Genomic DNA, 18,009 nt, shown 5'->3' with positions numbered 1-18,009 from the left:
GTTGTTCATGGTTTGGGCTCTGGCACACATTCCGTGACGCGGGCACTGTGAGTGACGGTCGAGGGTCGTGTTGGCCTTCGGGAAGTTGCCTAAAAATGATCAGTGGAGATCTTGGATAGGTGACAGTTCGGGTTCGTGGAAGAGATGACCATCCGGCTGGAGGAGTTGCTGTTCCCGTCGATCCCGGTGTCGCGGTGTCGTCGGTCGACGTGAGCAATGAGGCGGTATTGATAGAGGCCCGGTGCACGATGCTCGGGGCCGACTGCGCTGGGTGCGGGGGCTGGTCGAACCAGGTTCACAGCTCCTATTTGCGGTTTCCCGCTGACGTGCTCAGTGCGGGCAAGCGGGTTCGGCTGTGCCTGCGGGTCCGCCGGTTCGTCTGCGGAAATGCCTTGTGTGAACGACGGACCTTTGTCGAGCAGATAGCCGGGCTGATCCGACGATACGGCCGGTGGACCGAGCGGCTGCGGTCGACATTGGCCGCAGTCGGCCTCGCGCTCGCTGGCCGGGCTGGTGCCCGCATGGCTGGGGTCTTCGGAGTGGCCGTCAGCCGCAGCACTGTGCTCCGGCTGGTCGAGGCCCTGCTTGATCCCGAACCACCGGTGCCGCGGGTGCTCGGCGTCGACGAGTACGCGACGCGCAAGGGCCGTTTCTATGGGACCGTGCTGGTCGACGTCGAAACCCGACGGCCGGTCGACCTGCTGCCCGACCGGGCAGCATCCAGCCTGGCCGCCTGGCTGGCCGAACGCCCTGGCGTAGAGGTCGTCTGCCGCGACCGTGCACCGTTCTTCGCAGAAGGAGCCACCATCGGGGCGCCCCAAGCCGTGCAGGTCGCAGACAGATGGCACTTGTGGCACAACCTCAGCGAGGCCGCCGAGCGGTGCGTTGCCCAGCACCGTGGCTGCCTTGGAGTCCTGGCTCGTGAACCAGTCGAGTTCGCAGCTGCGGCTCCACCGCCCAAGGAGATGACCGGATCACCATGGCCAACAGGCCACCGGTTCGCCGACCGTATCCGGGACAGGCATGCCATCGTCCACAGCCTGCTGGCGGCAGGACACAGCCGACGGTCGATCGGCCGACAGCTCCACATGACCCACCGCACAGTCAAGCGCCTGGTTGACGCTGTCGTCCCCGAGGACCTCTTCCAGGGACAGTGGCAAAACCGCCCCACAGTCCTTGACGAGTACAAGCCCTATCTGGACGACCGCTGGAACCACGGTTGCACCAATGCCTGGGCCTTGTGGGAAGAGATCGTGCCGTTGGGCTACAAGGGCAGCTACCAGCGAGTTCGCGCCTACTTGCGGGAGAAACGCCTCTCACCTGGACCGGTCTCCGCCCGGCCGCCGACCCCTCGGACGGTCTCCGGGTGGATTCTGCGGCACCCCGAAAACCTCACAGAGAGCGAACAGATGCGGCTCAAGGCTGTGCTGGCTCATTGCCCAGAACTGGACGCCCTCGCCGGGCACGTCCGGTCCTTCGCCCGGATGCTCACCGAGCGCGGGGGCGAGCGACTACCGGAGTGGCTCGACGCCGTCCGGCAAGACGACCTGCCCACCATCCACACCCTCGCCGCAGGCATCGACCGCGACCGAGACGCCGTCATCGCCGGCCTCACTCTGCCCTGGAGCTCCGGCGTCGTCGAGGGACACGCCAACCGGATCAAGATGCTCAAGCGCCAGATGTTCGGCCGTGCCGGCTTCGCTCTCCTGCGTAAGCGAGTACTCCTCGCTACATGAGGGGCGGTTGCCCGATTCAGGCGGTGACCTTGGCCGCAATCCTGGCCAGCAACTTGCCACGAACGATTGGCCACTCGTCTGTGAGCAGGCTGTAGTACAGCGAGTCACGGCGCGTGCCGTCCTGGCGCACCATGTGGCTGCGGAGCGTCCCTTCGTAGATCAGTCCCAGACGCGTCAAAGCCTGCTGGGACCGCTCATTGAGGTTGTCGGTGCGCAGAGCGATCCTGATGAGACCCAAGGCGTCGAATGCATGGCCGAAAAGCAAGAGCTTGGATTCGGCATTATAAGGGCCGCCCCAGCAGGAGCGATCGAACCACGTCGCACCGATCTCAGCGCGACGCTGAGCCATATCAAGCTCATAAAGGCTGGTCGAACCGATCACCACCCCGTCGGCTAGACGTTGGACCGCAAAGCACTGGCGGGCTGGATCCGCCAACATCTGGCTGAGCATTGCCCGCATCTGTTCCAAGGATTCAGGACGAGGCCGGGGCATCCACCGCCATACCGCGGGGTCTGACGCGGAGGGAAAGAGGGCTTCGGCATGGTCAACAGACAACGTAATAAGGCGGACACTGCGACCGGTGAGAGAGTCTTTACTCATGTCGACACGGTAGCCCTGGCGTCATAGACGCACAGGTGAAGTGGTGATCACCGCCGACTTCTCACTCACGGTGTTCGTCTCACGGAATGTGTGCCAGAGCCCGGAAGGGTCAGTAGGCCTGGAGTTCGACGAGCAGGCTGTGGATGTGCGCGTCGGCACCGACGAGACCCTGGCCAACCTCGTCAGCCGCAAGGCGCGTAAAGAACTTCTGCCAGTCTTGAAGCAACCAATGGACGATGCCGACGTTCTGACGTCTCGCGCCCTGCGATCGATGGGAGACACGAGATGAAACCGCATATGGCGATGGGAAGCCGCCCTCGGTCGGCGGTCCCGGGCTGTCTGTCCGGCTGGGCTCCGGCCACAGCGCTCCTCCTGGCCGTGACGACATCCTGCACCGGCTCCGCACCGGGAAACGGTGGCGTCGCGGCCGGAAAGCCTGGCACGGCCGGAGTAGGAGATCGGCTCTTCCCAGGGCTCGGCAATGGTGGCTATGACGTGGTGCACTACGGGCTGACGCTGGATTACGTGCCCGAGACCAACCACCTGAAGGGCACGGCGATCATCACAGCGCAGGCCACCCAGGACCTGAGCCGCTTCAACCTCGACCTTTCAGGGCTGCGGCTACGCGGCACCACGGTGCAGGGAGCCAAGGCCCAAGTCGCCCGCGCAGGAGATGAATTGCTCGTGACACCGGCGAAGACGGTGAGGAACCGCGAAGTCTTCAAGACAGTCGTCACCTACGACGGCACACCGCGCACGCTCAAGGACGACGACGGAGGCCTGGAGGGCTGGATGGAGACCGACGACGGCTCGACGGCCCTGGGTCAGCCGTCCGGCTCCATGACCTGGTTTCCGGGCAACCACCACCCGTCGGACAAGGCCACGTACGACACCACGGTCACCGTGCCCAAGGACGAGGACGGCGACCCCTACGACGTGATCAGTAACGGCAAGCTGATCACGGAGGAGGACAAAGGGAAAACGGTAACCCGCCACTGGCGAACCGAGGAGCCCATGGCCAGCTACCTCGCACACGTCTCCATCGGATACTTCGAGACCCACAAGGGGCGGACGGACGATGACGTGCCCGTCTACGTCGCCATCGACCCCGACGAGGCCGAAGACTCCGCCGATGTCCCAGACCTGGTGCCTGAGATCGTCGACTGGGCCAGCAAACTCTTCGGCCCCTACCCCTTCTCCTCCGCCGGTGCCATCGTCGACCACCTGCCAGGGCTCGACTACGCCCTGGAGACCCAGACCAAGCCCTACTTCGGCGAGGCGCCCGAAGAGGCGCTGCTCGTGCACGAACTGGCACACCAGTGGTTCGGCAACTCCGTCACCCCACGCGAGTGGAAGGACCTGTGGCTCAGTGAGGGTCTGGCCACCTACGCGGAGTGGCTCTGGGAAGAGGAGCGGGGCGACAGGGGCACCACGGAGATCTTCGAGGATTACTACGACGGCACGGACACCGAGAGCGAGGGCATCTGGGCGTTCCCGCCGGCGGATCCGCCCGGCGCAGGACGCGTCTCAGATCCGCCTGTCTACGGACGCGGTGCCATGGTCGTGCACAAGGTGCGCAGGGCTGTCGGCGACGAGACCTTCTTCGACATCCTTCGTACCTGGACCCGGCAGCACCGGCACGGCAATGTTGACACCCGGCAGTTCATCGCCCTGTGCGAGAGCAAGTCCGGGAAGGACTTGAGCGCGCTCTTCAACATCTGGCTCTTCGACGAGAAGAAGCCCTCCCGGATGTGAGGAGGGCGATCCGACGAGAGAAGGGCTCTCCCCGAGGGAAGGCCCTTCTCCGGCCCGCAGAAGGCCCTATGCAGGCGGGTACACCAACGTGATCTCGCGGTTCAGGCCGGTCTCGTCCGCATCCGGGTACATGGACACTTCACCGTCGGACCACCGCACCAGGAAGTCGTCCGGGTGGCGGTTGTCCGTGTAGTCGCCCGCGCCCAGGACGGTGGCGTGCGTCCAGAGCCGGTTGGGCTTCTTGACCTGGCTCTCGCCGTGGAAACCGTTCTGGTCGACGTCCTTGTAGAGGGTCAGCTCTCCGTCCGTCCAGCGCACGATGAGGTCGTGCTGGTCGTTGCCGGTGAAGTCGCCCGACGTGATCGTCGCGGCGTGCTTCCAGGTGCCGTTGGGCGCGGCGAGTTTCTTCTCGCCGTGGAAGCCGTCGCGGTTGACGTCGGTGTACAGGGTGACTTCACCGTCGCTCCAGCGGACCAGGAGATCGTCGGCCCACTTGTTACTGGTCGTGTAGCGACCACCGGTTATGGAAGTGGCGTGCTTCCACAGATCATTGGGCTTTTGCAGCTGTACCTCGCCGTGGAGCCCTTTCTCGTCGACATCGGGATACAGCGTCAGTTCGCCATCCGTCCAGCGGACGATGAGGTCGTCGCGGTCGGCCCCGGTGAAGTCGCCCGCGGCCATGGTCTCGGCGTGCTTCCAGGTGCCGTTGGGCGCGATGAGACGAATCTCCCTGTCGAAGTTGTCGCCTTCCTCCCCGGCACCTCGGTACAAGGTCAACTCGCCGTCGGACCAGCGCACGATCAGGTCGGAGTAGTCCCAGGAACCCGGATTACCGTCAGTGAAGTAGCCACCCGCCATGACCTCGGCATGCTGCCAGGTCTCAGCTTTGCCCAAAACACCACGGCCCGCCGGCTGACGGTTGTTGACCGCGTCGTCGTACAGCGACTTGGCGTCACCGTCGAGGTAGGAGCTGTAGGAGATCTCGTCCTTGTCGCCGCCCGTCTTCCAGCCGCCGATCACGCCGATGATGCCCCAGTCGCTGCCTCGCTTGATGAGGAACGGCCCACCGGACGCACCACCCGAGTACTTGTCACAGGCGATGCGCAGGAAGCTGCCCGGGATCTTAGGGTCGGTGCTGTCGTATCGGACGGTCTTGTCCGTGCAGTCCAGCGGGCGCTTCTGGTTGGCCGGGTAGCCGATGAGGCGGGTGGGGTTGTGGTTGTACCCGGCATTGATCATCAACTCGGCGCCGCCGACAACGTCCTCGACGTTCTTGCCGCCGCGCGGTTCGAGCAGCAGGAAGTTGAAGTCGAGGTCGGCCGCGGCGTCCGGGCCCTTGGCCAGGTACCGCTTGTCGACATAGATGCGTCCGGGCTTGACAGTGAAGGAGCCGTGCGGCTTCTTCCCGTCGTCGTACTGCGGGACGAACGCGAGGTTTTTGCGCGCGTCCTGGTCGTCGAAGCAGTGGCCGGCGCTCATCACGATGTTCTTGCCGGGGCTCTTGACGACCGTGCCGCCGCAGAAGCGGCCGGTCGCGGTGCCGTCGTTCCAGAAGAAGGTGCCGACGATGGGCAGCCCTTCGAACGGCTGACTGGCGGCGCGCCCCGTCCTGGGCGGGGCGGGAAAGTGCTTGGCCTCCTGCTCCTTGACGGGCTTCGCGGCCCGCATGCGCTCTGGGGTCCAGTAGTCGTCGGCGTCAGCCGGCGTGAACCCGCGCGCGTCGTCGTCCCCGCCTGCCGGGACGGGGACCGACGGAGCGGAAGACTGCTCCTTCGGGACAGGGGCAGACGGAACGGAAGGCTCCGTCGGTTGCACGGAGGCCGGCGGAACGGAAGGCTCCGTCGGTTGCACGGAGGCCGGCGGAACAGAAGGCTGCTCCGGGGCCGTCGGCGAAGCGGAGGACGGCTGCGCCGGGGTGCTCGGGACGGAGCTCCCCGAGGGAGCCGGATCGCCCTGGTCGGCAATCGCCGGAAAGCCCGGCAGCAGCATGAGTGCTGCGGCGCCCGCCGCAGTACCCAGCGCTCTGCGTATTCTCATGGTTGTTCCCCCACACGAAAAGATGACGCATGCCACGCCGTCTGGCGTGGCTGTGTCAAGGTCAGTCAAGATCGTATGACTACTAATGGCACGGGGAAAACGCATATGCTCGACTTCACACGTTCGTCCATCCGCTGCGGACTTGCCGCTACTGCCCTGCCGCTGATGTTGCTCGGGCAGGCCGGAGCGGCCCACGCCGATCAGCTCCCCTTCCCCAAGCAGGGGTACAGCTTCGTCGGTGGCCCCGCGGCGCCTGGCGAGGTAGTGAACCTCACGGTCAAGGAACGCCCCGGCAACCCGCACCCGACGGACGTCGAGGTCTCAAGCCCTGCGCTGACCGACGACACCGTCCTCGGTGACACCAGGAGAGCCTGGGTGGGCGCGGGCCGGATCAAGAAGACGGTGAAGCCCGGAACGTATCCGGTGACATTCACGCTGCGACACAAGAGCGCCGAATGCGTGACGGAAGAGGACCGCGACTACGTGTGCGACTATCCCGCGATCGTCCTGCGCTCGAAGGTGACGGTATCGGGTCAGGACGAGACTGCGGCATCGAGCGAAGGGCCAGGCTTCGGTGGCGGATTGGCCATCGGTATCGCGTCGGGCGCCGTGGCGACACTGGCGGTGGGTGGGGTACTGCTGCGCCTTCGCCGCCGCCAAGTTCCGTCTTGACCCTCGTCGGCACCCCGGGGCCCGGTTCAGCGCGTCGAGCTGCCGGTCGAGCCGTTGTGATCCGGTGCTGACCCGCATACCCCATACGGATGTCGGTCAGTACGCGCGGCCACGCGGAGAGTAGATGTTGTCGGCGGCGTCCAGCGCCTCGGTCAGGGCGTCCCCCGGACAGGAAGCCCTCAAGTAGCCATCGGTTTCTGAGGATTGGCCGCAGGTCACCGGAACGAGCTCGACTGCCGCGACGAGGAAGAGTGCCCCAGTTGCGGGCACACCACCGGCAAGACCCTGCTCCCGCCGTACGCGGCCGGCATCATCGCCGCCCATCCGCTCACCGCTGACTTCCTGTACCTACTGACACACCTCATGGCAGAACCACTGACATCCAGTGGCAGACTCCGCTGACGTCCCGAGGCTCTGGCACTGATCTTGTGGTCTCGTGACGCAACGTCATCGGATTCCGTCATCATGTGTGGCGTGCGATCTTCGAGGTCTTGAAGTGTTGTTGCCGCATCTGGCTGGCCTTGTCTCAGTGGATGAAGTCGAGCGGGCGCCGGGCGTGATCCGTATCGTGGCGAGGGCACGGGCCTCCGAGGGGCTGTGCCCGGCGTGTGGCACGGCCTCCTCGCGTGTGCATGGCCGCTATGAGCGAAGCTTGGGCGACAGCGCGATGGGCGGCTCGGCAGTCGTCATCCGACTGCGGATTCGCCGGTTCTTATGCCGGAAGCCGGAGTGCACCACGGTCACGTTCGCCGAGCAGATACCAGGACTTACCTCCCCACATGCGCGTTTCAGCCCGTTACGGCTGGAGGCTATGAGGGCGATCGCTCGGGCACTTGCCGGCCGGGCGGGGGCCCGGCTGGCTCGGATGCTGGGCATGCCCGTCAACCGCATGACCTTGCTCCGCCTGCTCAGGCGCCTGCCCGATCCCGAGTTGACCACCGCACCGTCCGTGCTCGGCGTCGACGATTTCGCGTTGAGACGCGGACACGTCTATGGAACGGTCCTGCTCGACATGGACACCCATCGACCGGTCGATCTTCTGCCAGGGCGGACGGCTGGAATCTTCGCCGCGTGGCTGCGCGAGCATCCCGGAGCGCGGGTCATCTGCCGGGATCGCGCGGGTTCCTATGCCGACGGAGCCCGCACCCGAGCCCCCGACGCGTTGCAGGTCGCCGACCGATTCCATCTGTGGCACAACCTCGGCGAGGTAGTCGATAAGACGGTCCGCTCCCACCAGACCTGCTTGCGCCCGGTCCCGCACTTGGATCGCGACGCCGAAGAGGAGCCTCCGTCGGGAGCCCCGCAACCCGGGTTCCACGACGTCAACGGCCGGGAGCGACGTCTTGTCACACGAACCGTCGAGCGCCATTCGGCGGTCCACCGGCTCCTGGCCGAGGGCGCGTCACTCAACGCCATCTCCCGCCGTCTCGGCCTGGCCTTTCGCACTGTTCGCCGGTTCGCCCGCGCGGCGACCGCCGACGAACTTCTGGCCGGAGCTGTCCACCGCCCCAGCAAGCTGGACGAGTACAAGCCCTACCTGACCCGTCGATGGAACGAGGGATGCCGGGACGGCGCCCGGCTCCACGAAGAGATCAAGGCCGACGGCTGGAACGGCGCCGCGCGGACGGTCCAGCGATACGTGAGCACCTTCCGCGGCCACGCCATTGCCGAGCCGGCCCCCGCCCCACCACCGAAGCCCCGACATCTGACCACCTGGATCATGTCCCACCCCGACAACCTCGCCCCTGACGAAGCCGTCCGCCTCAAGGCAGCTCTTGAGGAGTGCGCCGAGCTCCGCTCCCTCGTTGGGCACGTCCGGGACTTCGCGCAGATGATGACCAAGCGCGACGGACACCGACTCGACGACTGGATTGCCGCGGCCACGGTCGAGCAGCTGCCCAACCTGTGTTCCTTCGCCCGCGGCCTCCGCCACGATCACGCAGCGGTCTCCGCCGGGCTCACCCTGCCCCACAGCTCCGGCGCCGTGGAAGGAACCGTCAACAAGATCAAGATGCTGAAGCGCCAGATGTTCGGCCGAGCGAACTTCGACCTCCTCCGCATCCGGGTCCTCCACACCCTCTGATCCACAGAGCGTTGCGAGGCCACCAGTGCCGGACACGACTTCGTCATATGGCCGGATGCCGGCCGGTGCCAAGGAAGCGTGTGACGGAAGAATCGAGGAGGTTGCCGAACTCCTCCGGGGTGGTGATCTGCGGGCATTCGGTGGTGACCTCGTTGTCGGTCAGTGCGTCGAGGTCTGCCCAGCCACCTCGGAACAGGACGAGGTGCACCTCAGTCCAACCGTCGGTGCCCAGGATGCGTACGCCGATCGAATCCGGGTCGGCGACGACGGCCCGGTCGGTCTCCAGCCGCTGAGGCCAGAGAAGGGTCTCGTCCCGCCAGGTGATCGGTCCGGGGCTGAGTCCGAACGCAGTCCAGGCGGGAAGGCGTGCGGTGATCTCGGCGGCAGCTTGGTCGAGGTCGATGGCGTGGTCCATGGAGCGATCTTCGCTTGGTGGAGCTCAACCGCGAAGTGCTGGCTGTGTTCTGGTGACGGACGACACGGGTGAGGCACGCACGGTTAGCGACCACAAGATCAGTGCCAGAGCCGAACACGGTTCTGGCACAGATCTTGGGGAGTCGTCGCGGAGCGTCACCTCGATGTTCGATTGCGAGGGGGCTGTCCGTGTGAGACCGCGTACGCCTTGTGCTGCGACAGCCGTAAGTGACGCTCCCTCAGGTGTCTCCTGGCTGCTGCTGTCGGCGGCTATGGGCGGTGATGGTGCTGGTCATGCAGACCGATGCGCCGTTTTGGGACTCGCTGGTGTTCGAGGGGATCGACGATGTGGAGGTCGAGGCGGTTTCGGCCGCGTTCGGCACGGTCGAGGTGGTGGCTAGTGGCTCGTTTCGGATGATTGGACGGGTAATTGATCCTTCGTCGGTGAAACGGCAGGCTGCTTCCAGGTCGTGATCGTGGAGGTGGTGGTGGGGCGTCGCCCGGGAGTGTTCGTCCGGCCGGTCAGCATGGAGGAGGGGCGTCGGCTGCAGCGGATCAGCCGGACCTCGAAGGATCCGGTGAGGCTGGGGCGGGCGATCGTGGTGATGATGTCCGCCCAGGGCCAGTCGGTGCCGGACATCACCTCGCTGATGCAGGTCAGCGCCGAATATGCGCGCGATGTGATCCACGCGTTCAACGAGCGGGGGTTCGAGGCACTGGACCCAAAATGGAGAGGGGGACGCCCCCGCGCGATCAGTAGTCAGGTGCGTGAGCACATCTGTCTGATCGCCCGGACATCCCCTGCCGACTGGCGCATCACCGCGTTCTCCACCTGGAGCCTGACCAAACTCGCCGAGCACCTGGTCAAACAGCAGGTGGTCCCCGCGGTCAGCCGCGAGACACTGCGGCGGATACTACGCGAGGGGAAGGTCTCCTGGCAGACCACCACGACCTGGAAGTCCTCCAATGACCCGGACTTCATCACCAAGATGCACCGGATCCTGGCCCTCTACGACACCCCGCCGGCCGACGGCCGGGTGGTGTGCGTGGACGAGTTCGGGCCGCTGAACCTGATGCCCCGCAAGGGCAAGGCGTGGCGTCCGCTGCGGTCACCCCGCCGGCTGCGGGCCACCTACAACCGCTACGACGGGGTGATGCACATGCTCGCCGCCCTCGACCTGGCCACCGGCAAGATGTACTACCGCATCCGGCAGCGCAAACGCTGGCGCGAGTTCCTGTCCCTGCTCAAGGCCCTGCGAGCCCGCTGGTCAGGGGAGAAGCTGTACATCGTGCTGGACAACTTCTCCCCGCACAAGCACCCGAACGTCCGTGCCTGGGCGTTCGCCAACGACGTCGAACTGGTCTTCCTGCCGACCTACGGCTCGTGGCTGAACTGGATCGAAGCCGAGTTCGCCGCCCTGCGCTACTTCGCCCTCAACGGTACCGACCACCGCAGCCACGGCGAGCAGGACGCCGCCATCGGCGCCTACATCCGCTGGCGCAACGCCCGGGCCGAGCCGAAGACCGGCTTCGCCACCGACTCGCCCATCCGCACCTGGGACCGGTATCCGGCCCAGGCGGCTTGACCAGCCTCCCGCCGAACCAGGTCTCAGCTCACCCCTGCCAGGCCGAGCGGAGACCTGCCCGTGGTGGCCAGGCGGCGGGTCAGCACGCGAGTGGTGCTGCCGTCGTCCTCGCTGATGTCCCCGACGTGTTCGAAGCCGATCCTGTCCAGCAGGTTCAGCGAGGCGCTGTTCAGTGCGGTTACCGTGGCGTGCACCTCGGTCAGCCCGAGGGTGTCAAAGCCGTAGCCGACGACGGCCCGGGCCAACTCCGTCCCCAGACCGGATCCCCACGCCGCCGCGGCCAGCGCGTAGACGATCTCGTGGCCCCCGACCACATCGGTCGGCTTGATCTCGGCATGCCCGATCAACGCACCGTCCCTGCGAACGGCCCAGACATCGAACAGGTCCTGGGCATAGACCTTCGTGAAGATCCGCCCGAACAGGGCCCGGTCCTCCTCCTCGGAAGCGGGACCGTCACCCATCCACTGCGACACCCTCACATCCTGGAACAAGGCCACGAAGCCCTCTTCGTCCCCGGGAACGTAGCGGTCCAGGAGCAGTCGCTCGGTGCGCAGGGTCGGGGTCATGGACGGCGACGCTACCCACCCGACGCCGCGCCCGGCAAACCACTTTCACCAGCGCAAACTTCACCCGGCCCAGCACCAGCCGCCATAGCGTCAGGCCGTCCACACCGAGGAATCGCCTCAGGACGATTGCCCGGTCAACCATCCGAGCCAAGCCACTAGAGGCCGCGCGGCTGGCTCTGCATGTCCGGGATGCGGATGCTTCTCGGACCGGGTCCACGACCGTTACCAGCGAAGGCTGAAGGATCTTCCGCTCGCTGAGCAGAGCTTTGTGATCCGGCTGACGGTCCGGCGCTTCATCTGCGGATCGGTGGACTGCCCGCGTCGGACGTTCGCCGAGCCGTTTCCCCGGCTGGCCGCCCCGCACGCACAGTTCACCACGCGGCTCAACCATGCCTTGGAGCGAGTGGGGCTCGCGCTGGCCGGGCGGGCCGGCGCCAGGCTGGCTGCCCAGTTGGACTTCGGCGCGGGACGGATGACCTTGTTACGCAGGGTGATGGCACTACCCGATCCGCAGTTCACAACGCCGCGAGTGCTGGGCGTGGACGACTTCGCGATCCGCCGCGGCCAGACCTACTCCACCGTCTTGACCAGCGTCGAAGACCACTGCGTGGTCGACGTGCTGTCGACCCGTGAAGCCGGACCGCTGGCCGCGTGGCTGGCCCGTCATCCCGGCGTGGAGATTATCTGCCGGGACCGGGCGAGTGCCTACGCCGAGGGCGCCCGCCGCGGTGCCCCCGACGCTCTGCAGGTTGCTGACCGGTTTCATCTGTGGCAGGGCCTGGGCCGGGCCGTGGAAACCTGCGTCGCCGCCCACCGCGACTGCCTGCGCGATCCTTCGCCCAGCGGCATGTTGCCGAGGGCCATCCCGGGTCCTGGCCAGCCGCAGGACGACTCGGAGCCCGTCGGCCGGCGAGCCGAGCGGAAGAAGGCAGCGCACGCCCTGGTCCACGACCTCCTTGCCCAAGGCCACTCACGCCGGGCGATCGCCCGACACCTGGGCTGGGGGCTCAACACCGTCCTTCGGTACGCAAACGCCCCACGCTGGCAGGAAACCTTCCGCGAGAACCGGCCCCGGCCCAGCAGACTGGACCCCTACAAGCCCTACCTGGAGCGACGCTTCGCCGCGGGATGCACCAGCGTCACCCACCTCCACCATGAACTCGTCGCCGGCAACGCGCCCGTCACCTACCAGATGGTCCGCGCCCACATCGCGACGCTCCGCGGGGCTCCTGCCGGCGCGCCGCCCCGACCCCTGACGGTGCGGCAGGTAACCGGCTGGCTCACCCGGCACCCCGCCACGCTGAGCGAGGACGACCGCGCCGGTCTGAAGCGCGTCCTGGCCCGCTGCCCCGAACTGGACAAGGCCGCCGTGCACGTCCGCGACTTCGGCGAGATACTCGGCAACCGCCTGGGTGCAACGCTCCCTGCCTGGATCGACTCGGTCGAGGCGAGCCAACTACCCGGCCTCACCGGCTTCGCACTCCACCTGCTCCGGGACCTCGACGCCGTGACAGCGGGGCTCACCCTGGACTGGAGCTCCGGCAGTATCGAGGGCGCCGTAAACCGCATCAAGAAGATCAAGAGGCAACTCTATGGCCGAGCCGGATTCGAGCTTCTCCGCAAGATGATCCTGCTTCAATAACCTTCAGTCCCGCACCAGTGGCTGGCCCAGCCAACTCGATCGACGCAGGGCACAGGGGCTCGTAGTCTCCCGCTGTGACGGATATGACTGAGGCGCGAGACGCCTTCAAGAACCGATGCACCAACGCCGCATGCACACTCGCATCGTGCGTCGGCTACACCATCAGTCGCATCTCGTTCGACGCCTTCCCCGAGGAGGACTCCCTGGAGATCACCCTCAGGGAAGGGCCGTGGAAGCCGGACGTAGTGCTCTCCCTCTCCAATCTCCACCACGTCTCGGTCGACAAGCCCCCGCAGACCGTCGGCAGCTCCATCGACGAGATCTCCTTGATCTACCTCCCGGTGCTCCCACAACCGTGGCCTGCGGGCGCCGCTGACCGCGTCCGACGGTTCGACGGACTCTGCGAACTCGCATGGCTTCGGATCGTCGGACCGGCCGAAGTTAATGCCGTCGCATCGATCGTGACCATCTACACCGCAATGAGTGACGACCGGGCCTCAACAGTTCAGAATCACCTGTGCTGACGGCCGCATCGTCGCTCGACCCCTGATCGAACATCGAGGTGACGCTCCGCGACGACTCCCCAAGATCTGTGCCAGAACCCCTCAACAATCGACGAAGCCACCTGGAAGAACCCGGACCTCGAACCCCGCGACTACGAGCAGATCGCCCTTCAGCTGACCGGGCACGCCCGCACGGTCGCCGCCGATGTCCGGCGACAAGCTGCCACCCTGCCCAAGAGCGACGGCTGCGGCGCCCTCGCCGGAGTCGTCCTCCGCGAAGCCGACAGTCGGCTCTCCGTCCCGCTGGAACGAACCGTGCGCTGCGTCCAGAACCGTGCTCGCCTGGTTCGTGCCCTCTACGAACGCCTGGACCGGCTGGACTCCGCGCTCGCCCCGGAGAGAGGCTGAAGCGTCCTCCATCGAGGCGAAGGACTCTGGTGGTGGAGGCCGTGGCGGGCGGGACGGCTGCCCCTGAACGTCCGGTCCCCCACTGAATAGCCCTGTCTTCAGCTGCTCTCCGTCAGCGGTTCGTCTCCGGGTCGTCTGCCTTGTGTCAGCCTGACCTCCGGATCCGAGCTGCCGGGATCGGAGAGCGGGGCATCCTCGTCATCGTCTTCGGCGGGGCTCTGGAGACCCTTTGTCAGCGCGGATGCGGCGATCTGGTTGATGGTTGGCTGATCGACTTCGGCTGCGCCGGTCTCGGCGAACCCGCCGTCGACCTGATCGCGGCCGGGTACGTCCTCCCGCCGCGGCCCGCCCCGCCTTCCGGGTCGCACTGGACCCGGACGACGCGATGTGGACACGTGCCCACGGCTGGGCCCTGTCGATCACCCTCATGGAATTGAACTGCTCCAAGGAGACGAACCCCGTCATGGCGCCCACCGCCCGCCACGTCATCGGCGAACTCCTCGCCGGCGGCCCGGCGACTACAGGTGTCCGCCACCGTCGATGACGACGACGGTGCCGGTGCTGAGCCGCAGCGATGTGACGGCGCCGATCAGGGAGCAGGCCACGTCGTCCGGGTCCGCGGCGATCCGGAGCGGCGCCGACGCGGCTTGGGCTCGGACCGCGGCCGGATCGCGGCCGGGGACGAAGCCGGTGTCGACCGCTGCTGGCGAGAGGTTGAAGACGCGCACCTGTGGGCCGAGCACGCGCGCCAGGGATGTGGTCATGACGTCCAGGCCCGCCTTGGCCGCGCAGTAGGCAATGCTGCTTCCCAGCCCCGTGGAGCCGGATATCGAGGAGATGTTGGCGATAACCGCGTCGCCGGAGGACCGTAGGAGCGGGGCGAACGCGCGAATCACGGAGAAGGTACCCCGTACGTTCACCGTCAGGATCCGGTCGAACTCTGCGTCCGTCAGCCCTTCGAGGTCGCCGTGGTCCACCTGCTTGGTGGTGCCGGCGGAGTTGACCAGTACGTGCACCACACCGTGGCGGTCGGCGACGAGGCTAGCGGCCTTGCCCACGGTGGTGGAGTCGTCGAGCGGTATGTGTGCCGAGCTGTGACCTTCACCGGGTAGGGCGGCGACGACGCCCTCCGCACGGGCTGCACCGGAGTTGTAGCCGACGACCACGTGGGCTCCGGCCTCCGCGAGACGCCGGGCACACGCGGCCCCTATGCCACTGCTGCCACCGGTGACGACAGCCACCTTGCCGGTCAGATCGAAGAATCCAAGGCCACCCGTACGCAGTTCGGCCATGAGCACATCCTCGTTTCGGCAAGAGCATCGTCAGAGAAATGGTCCACACTATCGCCGGGCCTATCGGTGGGCAACGAGTGAAGGCGTACCCAACAAAACTGGCCGATCATGGACGTAAATAATGATCACACTGATAGGGCAGCGTCCTCTTCCCGATACCGAAGGGCGTCCGGAAGGATCAGGCCATAGCGGCGGGTTGGCGTTTGTCTCCGGGCGACGAGACGCAGAAACGAGGGGAAACCCCGGAGCGGTCACGCGACCGGTAATCGCCACAACTTCATCGGAGTGACAGTGAGTTTCTCGCCCGCACAGTCGTATCAGTGGACCGGCCGGATCCTTCAGGCTTTGCGTAGAAGTCTTCTTGATCACGATTTCTTGGAAATCCTTCCCGCGCTGCTGTCCTCTCAGAGCGAGCCGGGCGCACGGCACTCGATCGCGGTCCTGGGGGACCGGGCGCGCCCACAGGTGAAGGACGAGGGCGGCCGCGTTTCAGTGGAGGGAAAATGGGCGTATCAGCTTCCCGTGAGCCATTCCGTGGAAAAGCAGATGGCTCTTGAGCATGCGGACCGGGTCTACTGCGTCACCCCGTGTCTGCGTCTGCTCATGGACGGCGAGGACACGTCGGGAAGGCACCTGTACACGTTCTTCCAGGTGGTGGTCGAGTGGCGGGCCGGGGACGCGAACGAGGTGTTCGGCGTCACCGAGGACATCCTCGGCGGGCTTGCCGCCCAACTGGAACCGATCCTCCCGGAGGAGGGGCGCGGGGCTGCGGAGCGCTTGGCCGGCCTGCGGAGCGGCCCTTACCCGCGGGTTTCCTTCACCGAGGCGCTCGAACTTGCCGGGAGAGGACCTCGGGAGTCGCAGAACACCGATCTGACCCATCACGAGGAACGGATTCTCACCGAGAAATTCACTTCACCGTTCTGGATCCACCGTTATCCGCTCGGCGTGCGCGACTCGCTGTACCAGCAGGGTGAGGACGGGCTCCAGGAGACCTACGACCTGATGCTGCCCGCAGGCCACGGTGAGCTCGCCACGGGAGGGCTCCGGCCGAAGGACGCGAACGAGATCTCCGAGCAGTCCCGGTTGCTCGGCGGCGAACCGAATCGCGTCTACGCGGCGTGGAAGAAGCGGTCCGGGATACAGACGGCCGGCTTCGGGCTCGGCCTGGAACGGCTGGTACGCCATATCGCCGGTGCCGACAGCGTCCTAGACCTGCTGGCGGCCCACGATTCCGGCCCGAACCGGCACATCGGGTCGGGCGAGTAATGACACTGACCTTCCATTGGTTCCTGCCCACGTACGGCGACGGCCGGAACGTGGTGGGCGGCGGCCACGACGTCGCCGCCGGCAGCAAGGAGGAACAACGGCCCGCCACCGTCCGCTACCTCGCGCAGATCGCCGTCGCCGCCGAACAGCTGGGCTTCGACGGTGCGCTCACCCCGGCGGGTGCCTGGTGTGAGGACGCCTGGGTGACCACCGCGATGCTCGCGCGGGAAACGGAACGCCTCAAGTTCATGGTCGCCTTGCGGCCCGGCTTCGTCTCCCCGACCCTCACCGCGCAGATGGCCGCCACCTTCCAGCGCCATTCGGAGGGCCGGCTCCTCCTTCACGTCGTCACCGGTGGCGAGAGCCGGGAGCAGCGCGCCTACGGCGACTTCCTGGAGAAGGATGCCCGGTACGGCAGAACCGGCGAGTTCCTGGACATCGTGCGACGGCTGTGGGGCGGCGAGTCGGTCGACTTCAGCGGATCGCACCTGCGCGTGGAGGGCGCCCGGCTCGGCCGGCTGCCCGACCCGGTGCCATCCGTCTACTTCGGAGGATCGTCGCAGGCGGCCATCGAGGTCGCCGCACTCCACAGCGATGTCTACCTGACGTTCGGGGAACCACCCCTGCAGATCGCGGAGAAGCTGGCCCTTGTACGCGCACTCGCCGCACGGGCCGGGCGGCGACTGCGTTTCGGCATCCGGCTTCATGTGATCACCCGGGACACCGCCGGGCAGGCGTGGGCCGAGGCCCGGCGGCTGCTCGAAGGATTCGGGCCCGAGGCGATCCGCTCGGTCCAGGCGGGACTGCGCGACAGCGAATCGGAAGGCCAGCACCGGATGAGAGCGCTGCATGGAGGGCGCTCCGACGGCCTGGAGATCACGCCCAACCTGTGGGCCGGCATTGGCTTGGTCCGCGGCGGAGCGGGCACGGCCCTGGTGGGAGGGCACCAGGAAGTGGCCGACCGGATCATCGAATATCACCGGCTCGGGATCGACGAGTTCGTGCTCTCGGGGGTTCCGCACCTCGAGGAGGCGTACTGGTTCGGTGAAGGCGTCCTCCCACTGCTCGCCCAGGCGGGACTCTGGAATCACCCGGCGCACGACTGATCGGAACGCCCCGAGCCGACCGGACGGTCGGCTCGCCGGAGAGAACCACCGCCTGTGGCGTCGGTTGTCAACGGCCATTGAGATACCTAGGTAGGTGGCCGTTGGGTGTCCAGGCTGGTGGCCATCAGAAATCTAGGCGTGTGGCCAGTGGTGTTCCTGGGGTGGGGTCAGTTCAAGGGGACCACTCCCTTGCCGGCGAGGGCCTCGGCGAGGCGGTGTGAGTCACCGGTGGTGGTCACGAGGTGAGCGTGGTGCATGAGGCGGTCAGCCCGCGCCCTCATCCGGGCCGCGATCGACGCCCTGGAGTGAACCTCCCGCAATTCTCCGCAATCCGATTGA

The 18,009-nt window shown here is 66.5% G+C and carries 15 protein-coding genes and 2 pseudogenes; 12 read left to right on the top strand and 5 right to left on the bottom strand.

The features are described 5' to 3' along the window. Positions 1-194 precede the first annotated feature (194 nt). Positions 195-1,736, top strand: a complete 1,542-nt coding sequence (locus tag ACZ601_RS13405; protein ID WP_469536763.1) for an ISL3 family transposase — start codon at positions 195-197, stop codon at positions 1,734-1,736. Positions 1,737-1,752: 16 nt separating this feature from the next. On the opposite strand, the gene ACZ601_RS13400 is transcribed toward ACZ601_RS13405, so the two are convergent. Further along, the gene (locus ACZ601_RS13400; RefSeq protein ID WP_469536760.1) at positions 1,753-2,337 is read right to left on the bottom strand and encodes a GNAT family N-acetyltransferase; all 585 of its coding nucleotides are present in this window, start codon (positions 2,335-2,337) and stop codon (positions 1,753-1,755) included. Between the two features lie 43 nt (positions 2,338-2,380). Between ACZ601_RS13400 and ACZ601_RS13395 the strand changes: the two genes are divergently transcribed. After that, positions 2,381-2,626, top strand: a complete 246-nt coding sequence (locus ACZ601_RS13395; RefSeq protein ID WP_469536758.1) for a hypothetical protein — start codon at positions 2,381-2,383, stop codon at positions 2,624-2,626. A gap of 14 nt (positions 2,627-2,640) precedes the next feature. Then, on the top strand, positions 2,641-4,092 hold the full coding sequence (locus ACZ601_RS13390; protein ID WP_469537597.1) for a M1 family metallopeptidase: 1,452 nt from the start codon (positions 2,641-2,643) through the stop codon (positions 4,090-4,092). Between the two features lie 66 nt (positions 4,093-4,158). Here ACZ601_RS13390 and ACZ601_RS13385 read toward each other — a convergent pair whose 3' ends face one another. Beyond that, positions 4,159-6,198 carry a trypsin-like serine peptidase gene (locus ACZ601_RS13385; RefSeq protein WP_469536755.1) on the bottom strand — a complete coding sequence of 680 codons (2,040 nt, stop codon included), beginning with the start codon at positions 6,196-6,198 and terminating at the stop codon, positions 4,159-4,161. 36 nt (positions 6,199-6,234) lie between these two features. Here ACZ601_RS13385 and ACZ601_RS13380 point away from each other — a divergent pair, with 36 nt between their 5' ends. Next, positions 6,235-6,801, top strand: a complete 567-nt coding sequence (locus ACZ601_RS13380) for a hypothetical protein (protein ID WP_073736290.1) — start codon at positions 6,235-6,237, stop codon at positions 6,799-6,801. A 436-nt stretch (positions 6,802-7,237) separates the two neighbouring features. Further along, complete coding sequence (locus ACZ601_RS13375; RefSeq protein ID WP_469536753.1) at positions 7,238-8,884, top strand: ISL3 family transposase; 1,647 nt, start codon at positions 7,238-7,240, stop codon at positions 8,882-8,884. Between the two features lie 43 nt (positions 8,885-8,927). On the opposite strand, the gene ACZ601_RS13370 is transcribed toward ACZ601_RS13375, so the two are convergent. Further along, complete coding sequence (locus ACZ601_RS13370; protein WP_469536752.1) at positions 8,928-9,299, bottom strand: hypothetical protein; 372 nt, start codon at positions 9,297-9,299, stop codon at positions 8,928-8,930. A gap of 293 nt (positions 9,300-9,592) precedes the next feature. Here ACZ601_RS13370 and ACZ601_RS13365 point away from each other — a divergent pair, with 293 nt between their 5' ends. Together ACZ601_RS13365 and ACZ601_RS13360 are read left to right on the top strand one after the other, a co-directional pair. After that, positions 9,593-9,772 carry a hypothetical protein gene (locus ACZ601_RS13365; protein WP_469536749.1) on the top strand — a complete coding sequence of 60 codons (180 nt, stop codon included), beginning with the start codon at positions 9,593-9,595 and terminating at the stop codon, positions 9,770-9,772. Positions 9,773-9,786: 14 nt separating this feature from the next. Next, the gene (locus ACZ601_RS13360; RefSeq protein WP_469536747.1) at positions 9,787-10,884 is read left to right on the top strand and encodes an IS630 family transposase; all 1,098 of its coding nucleotides are present in this window, start codon (positions 9,787-9,789) and stop codon (positions 10,882-10,884) included. A 23-nt stretch (positions 10,885-10,907) separates the two neighbouring features. On the opposite strand, the gene ACZ601_RS13355 is transcribed toward ACZ601_RS13360, so the two are convergent. After that, the gene (locus ACZ601_RS13355) at positions 10,908-11,450 is read right to left on the bottom strand and encodes a GNAT family N-acetyltransferase (RefSeq protein ID WP_469536744.1); all 543 of its coding nucleotides are present in this window, start codon (positions 11,448-11,450) and stop codon (positions 10,908-10,910) included. Positions 11,451-11,673: 223 nt separating this feature from the next. Between ACZ601_RS13355 and ACZ601_RS13350 the strand changes: the two are divergent. The 3 genes and pseudogenes from ACZ601_RS13350 to ACZ601_RS13340 all read left to right on the top strand — a co-directional run. Next, positions 11,674-13,092, top strand: a pseudogene (locus ACZ601_RS13350) (ISL3 family transposase); the annotation flags it as partial. An 83-nt stretch (positions 13,093-13,175) separates the two neighbouring features. Next, positions 13,176-13,616, top strand: a complete 441-nt coding sequence (locus ACZ601_RS13345) for a hypothetical protein (RefSeq protein WP_469537594.1) — start codon at positions 13,176-13,178, stop codon at positions 13,614-13,616. A 102-nt stretch (positions 13,617-13,718) separates the two neighbouring features. Further along, positions 13,719-14,003: pseudogene (locus tag ACZ601_RS13340) on the top strand (restriction endonuclease); the annotation flags it as partial. Positions 14,004-14,521: 518 nt separating this feature from the next. Here ACZ601_RS13340 and ACZ601_RS13335 read toward each other — a convergent pair. After that, positions 14,522-15,295, bottom strand: a complete 774-nt coding sequence (locus ACZ601_RS13335) for an SDR family NAD(P)-dependent oxidoreductase (RefSeq protein WP_469536741.1) — start codon at positions 15,293-15,295, stop codon at positions 14,522-14,524. Positions 15,296-15,586: 291 nt separating this feature from the next. On the opposite strand from ACZ601_RS13335, the gene ACZ601_RS13330 reads away from it, so the two are divergent. Together ACZ601_RS13330 and ACZ601_RS13325 are read left to right on the top strand one after the other, a co-directional pair. Continuing rightward, entirely contained in the window at positions 15,587-16,564 is a 978-nt protein-coding gene (locus tag ACZ601_RS13330) for an amino acid--tRNA ligase-related protein (protein ID WP_469536739.1), read from the top strand. After that, positions 16,564-17,670: an LLM class flavin-dependent oxidoreductase gene (locus ACZ601_RS13325; RefSeq protein WP_469536736.1), complete on the top strand. Its 1,107-nt coding sequence runs from the start codon at positions 16,564-16,566 to the stop codon at positions 17,668-17,670. Before ACZ601_RS13330 ends, ACZ601_RS13325 begins: the two co-directional genes overlap by 1 nt. Positions 17,671-18,009 lie beyond the last annotated feature (339 nt).

The sequence above is a fragment of the Streptomyces sp. NPDC104307 genome, assembly GCF_055584045.1.
Note: the sequence above shows the minus strand (reverse complement) of the source record. Positions and strands in the feature narration are given on the sequence as shown.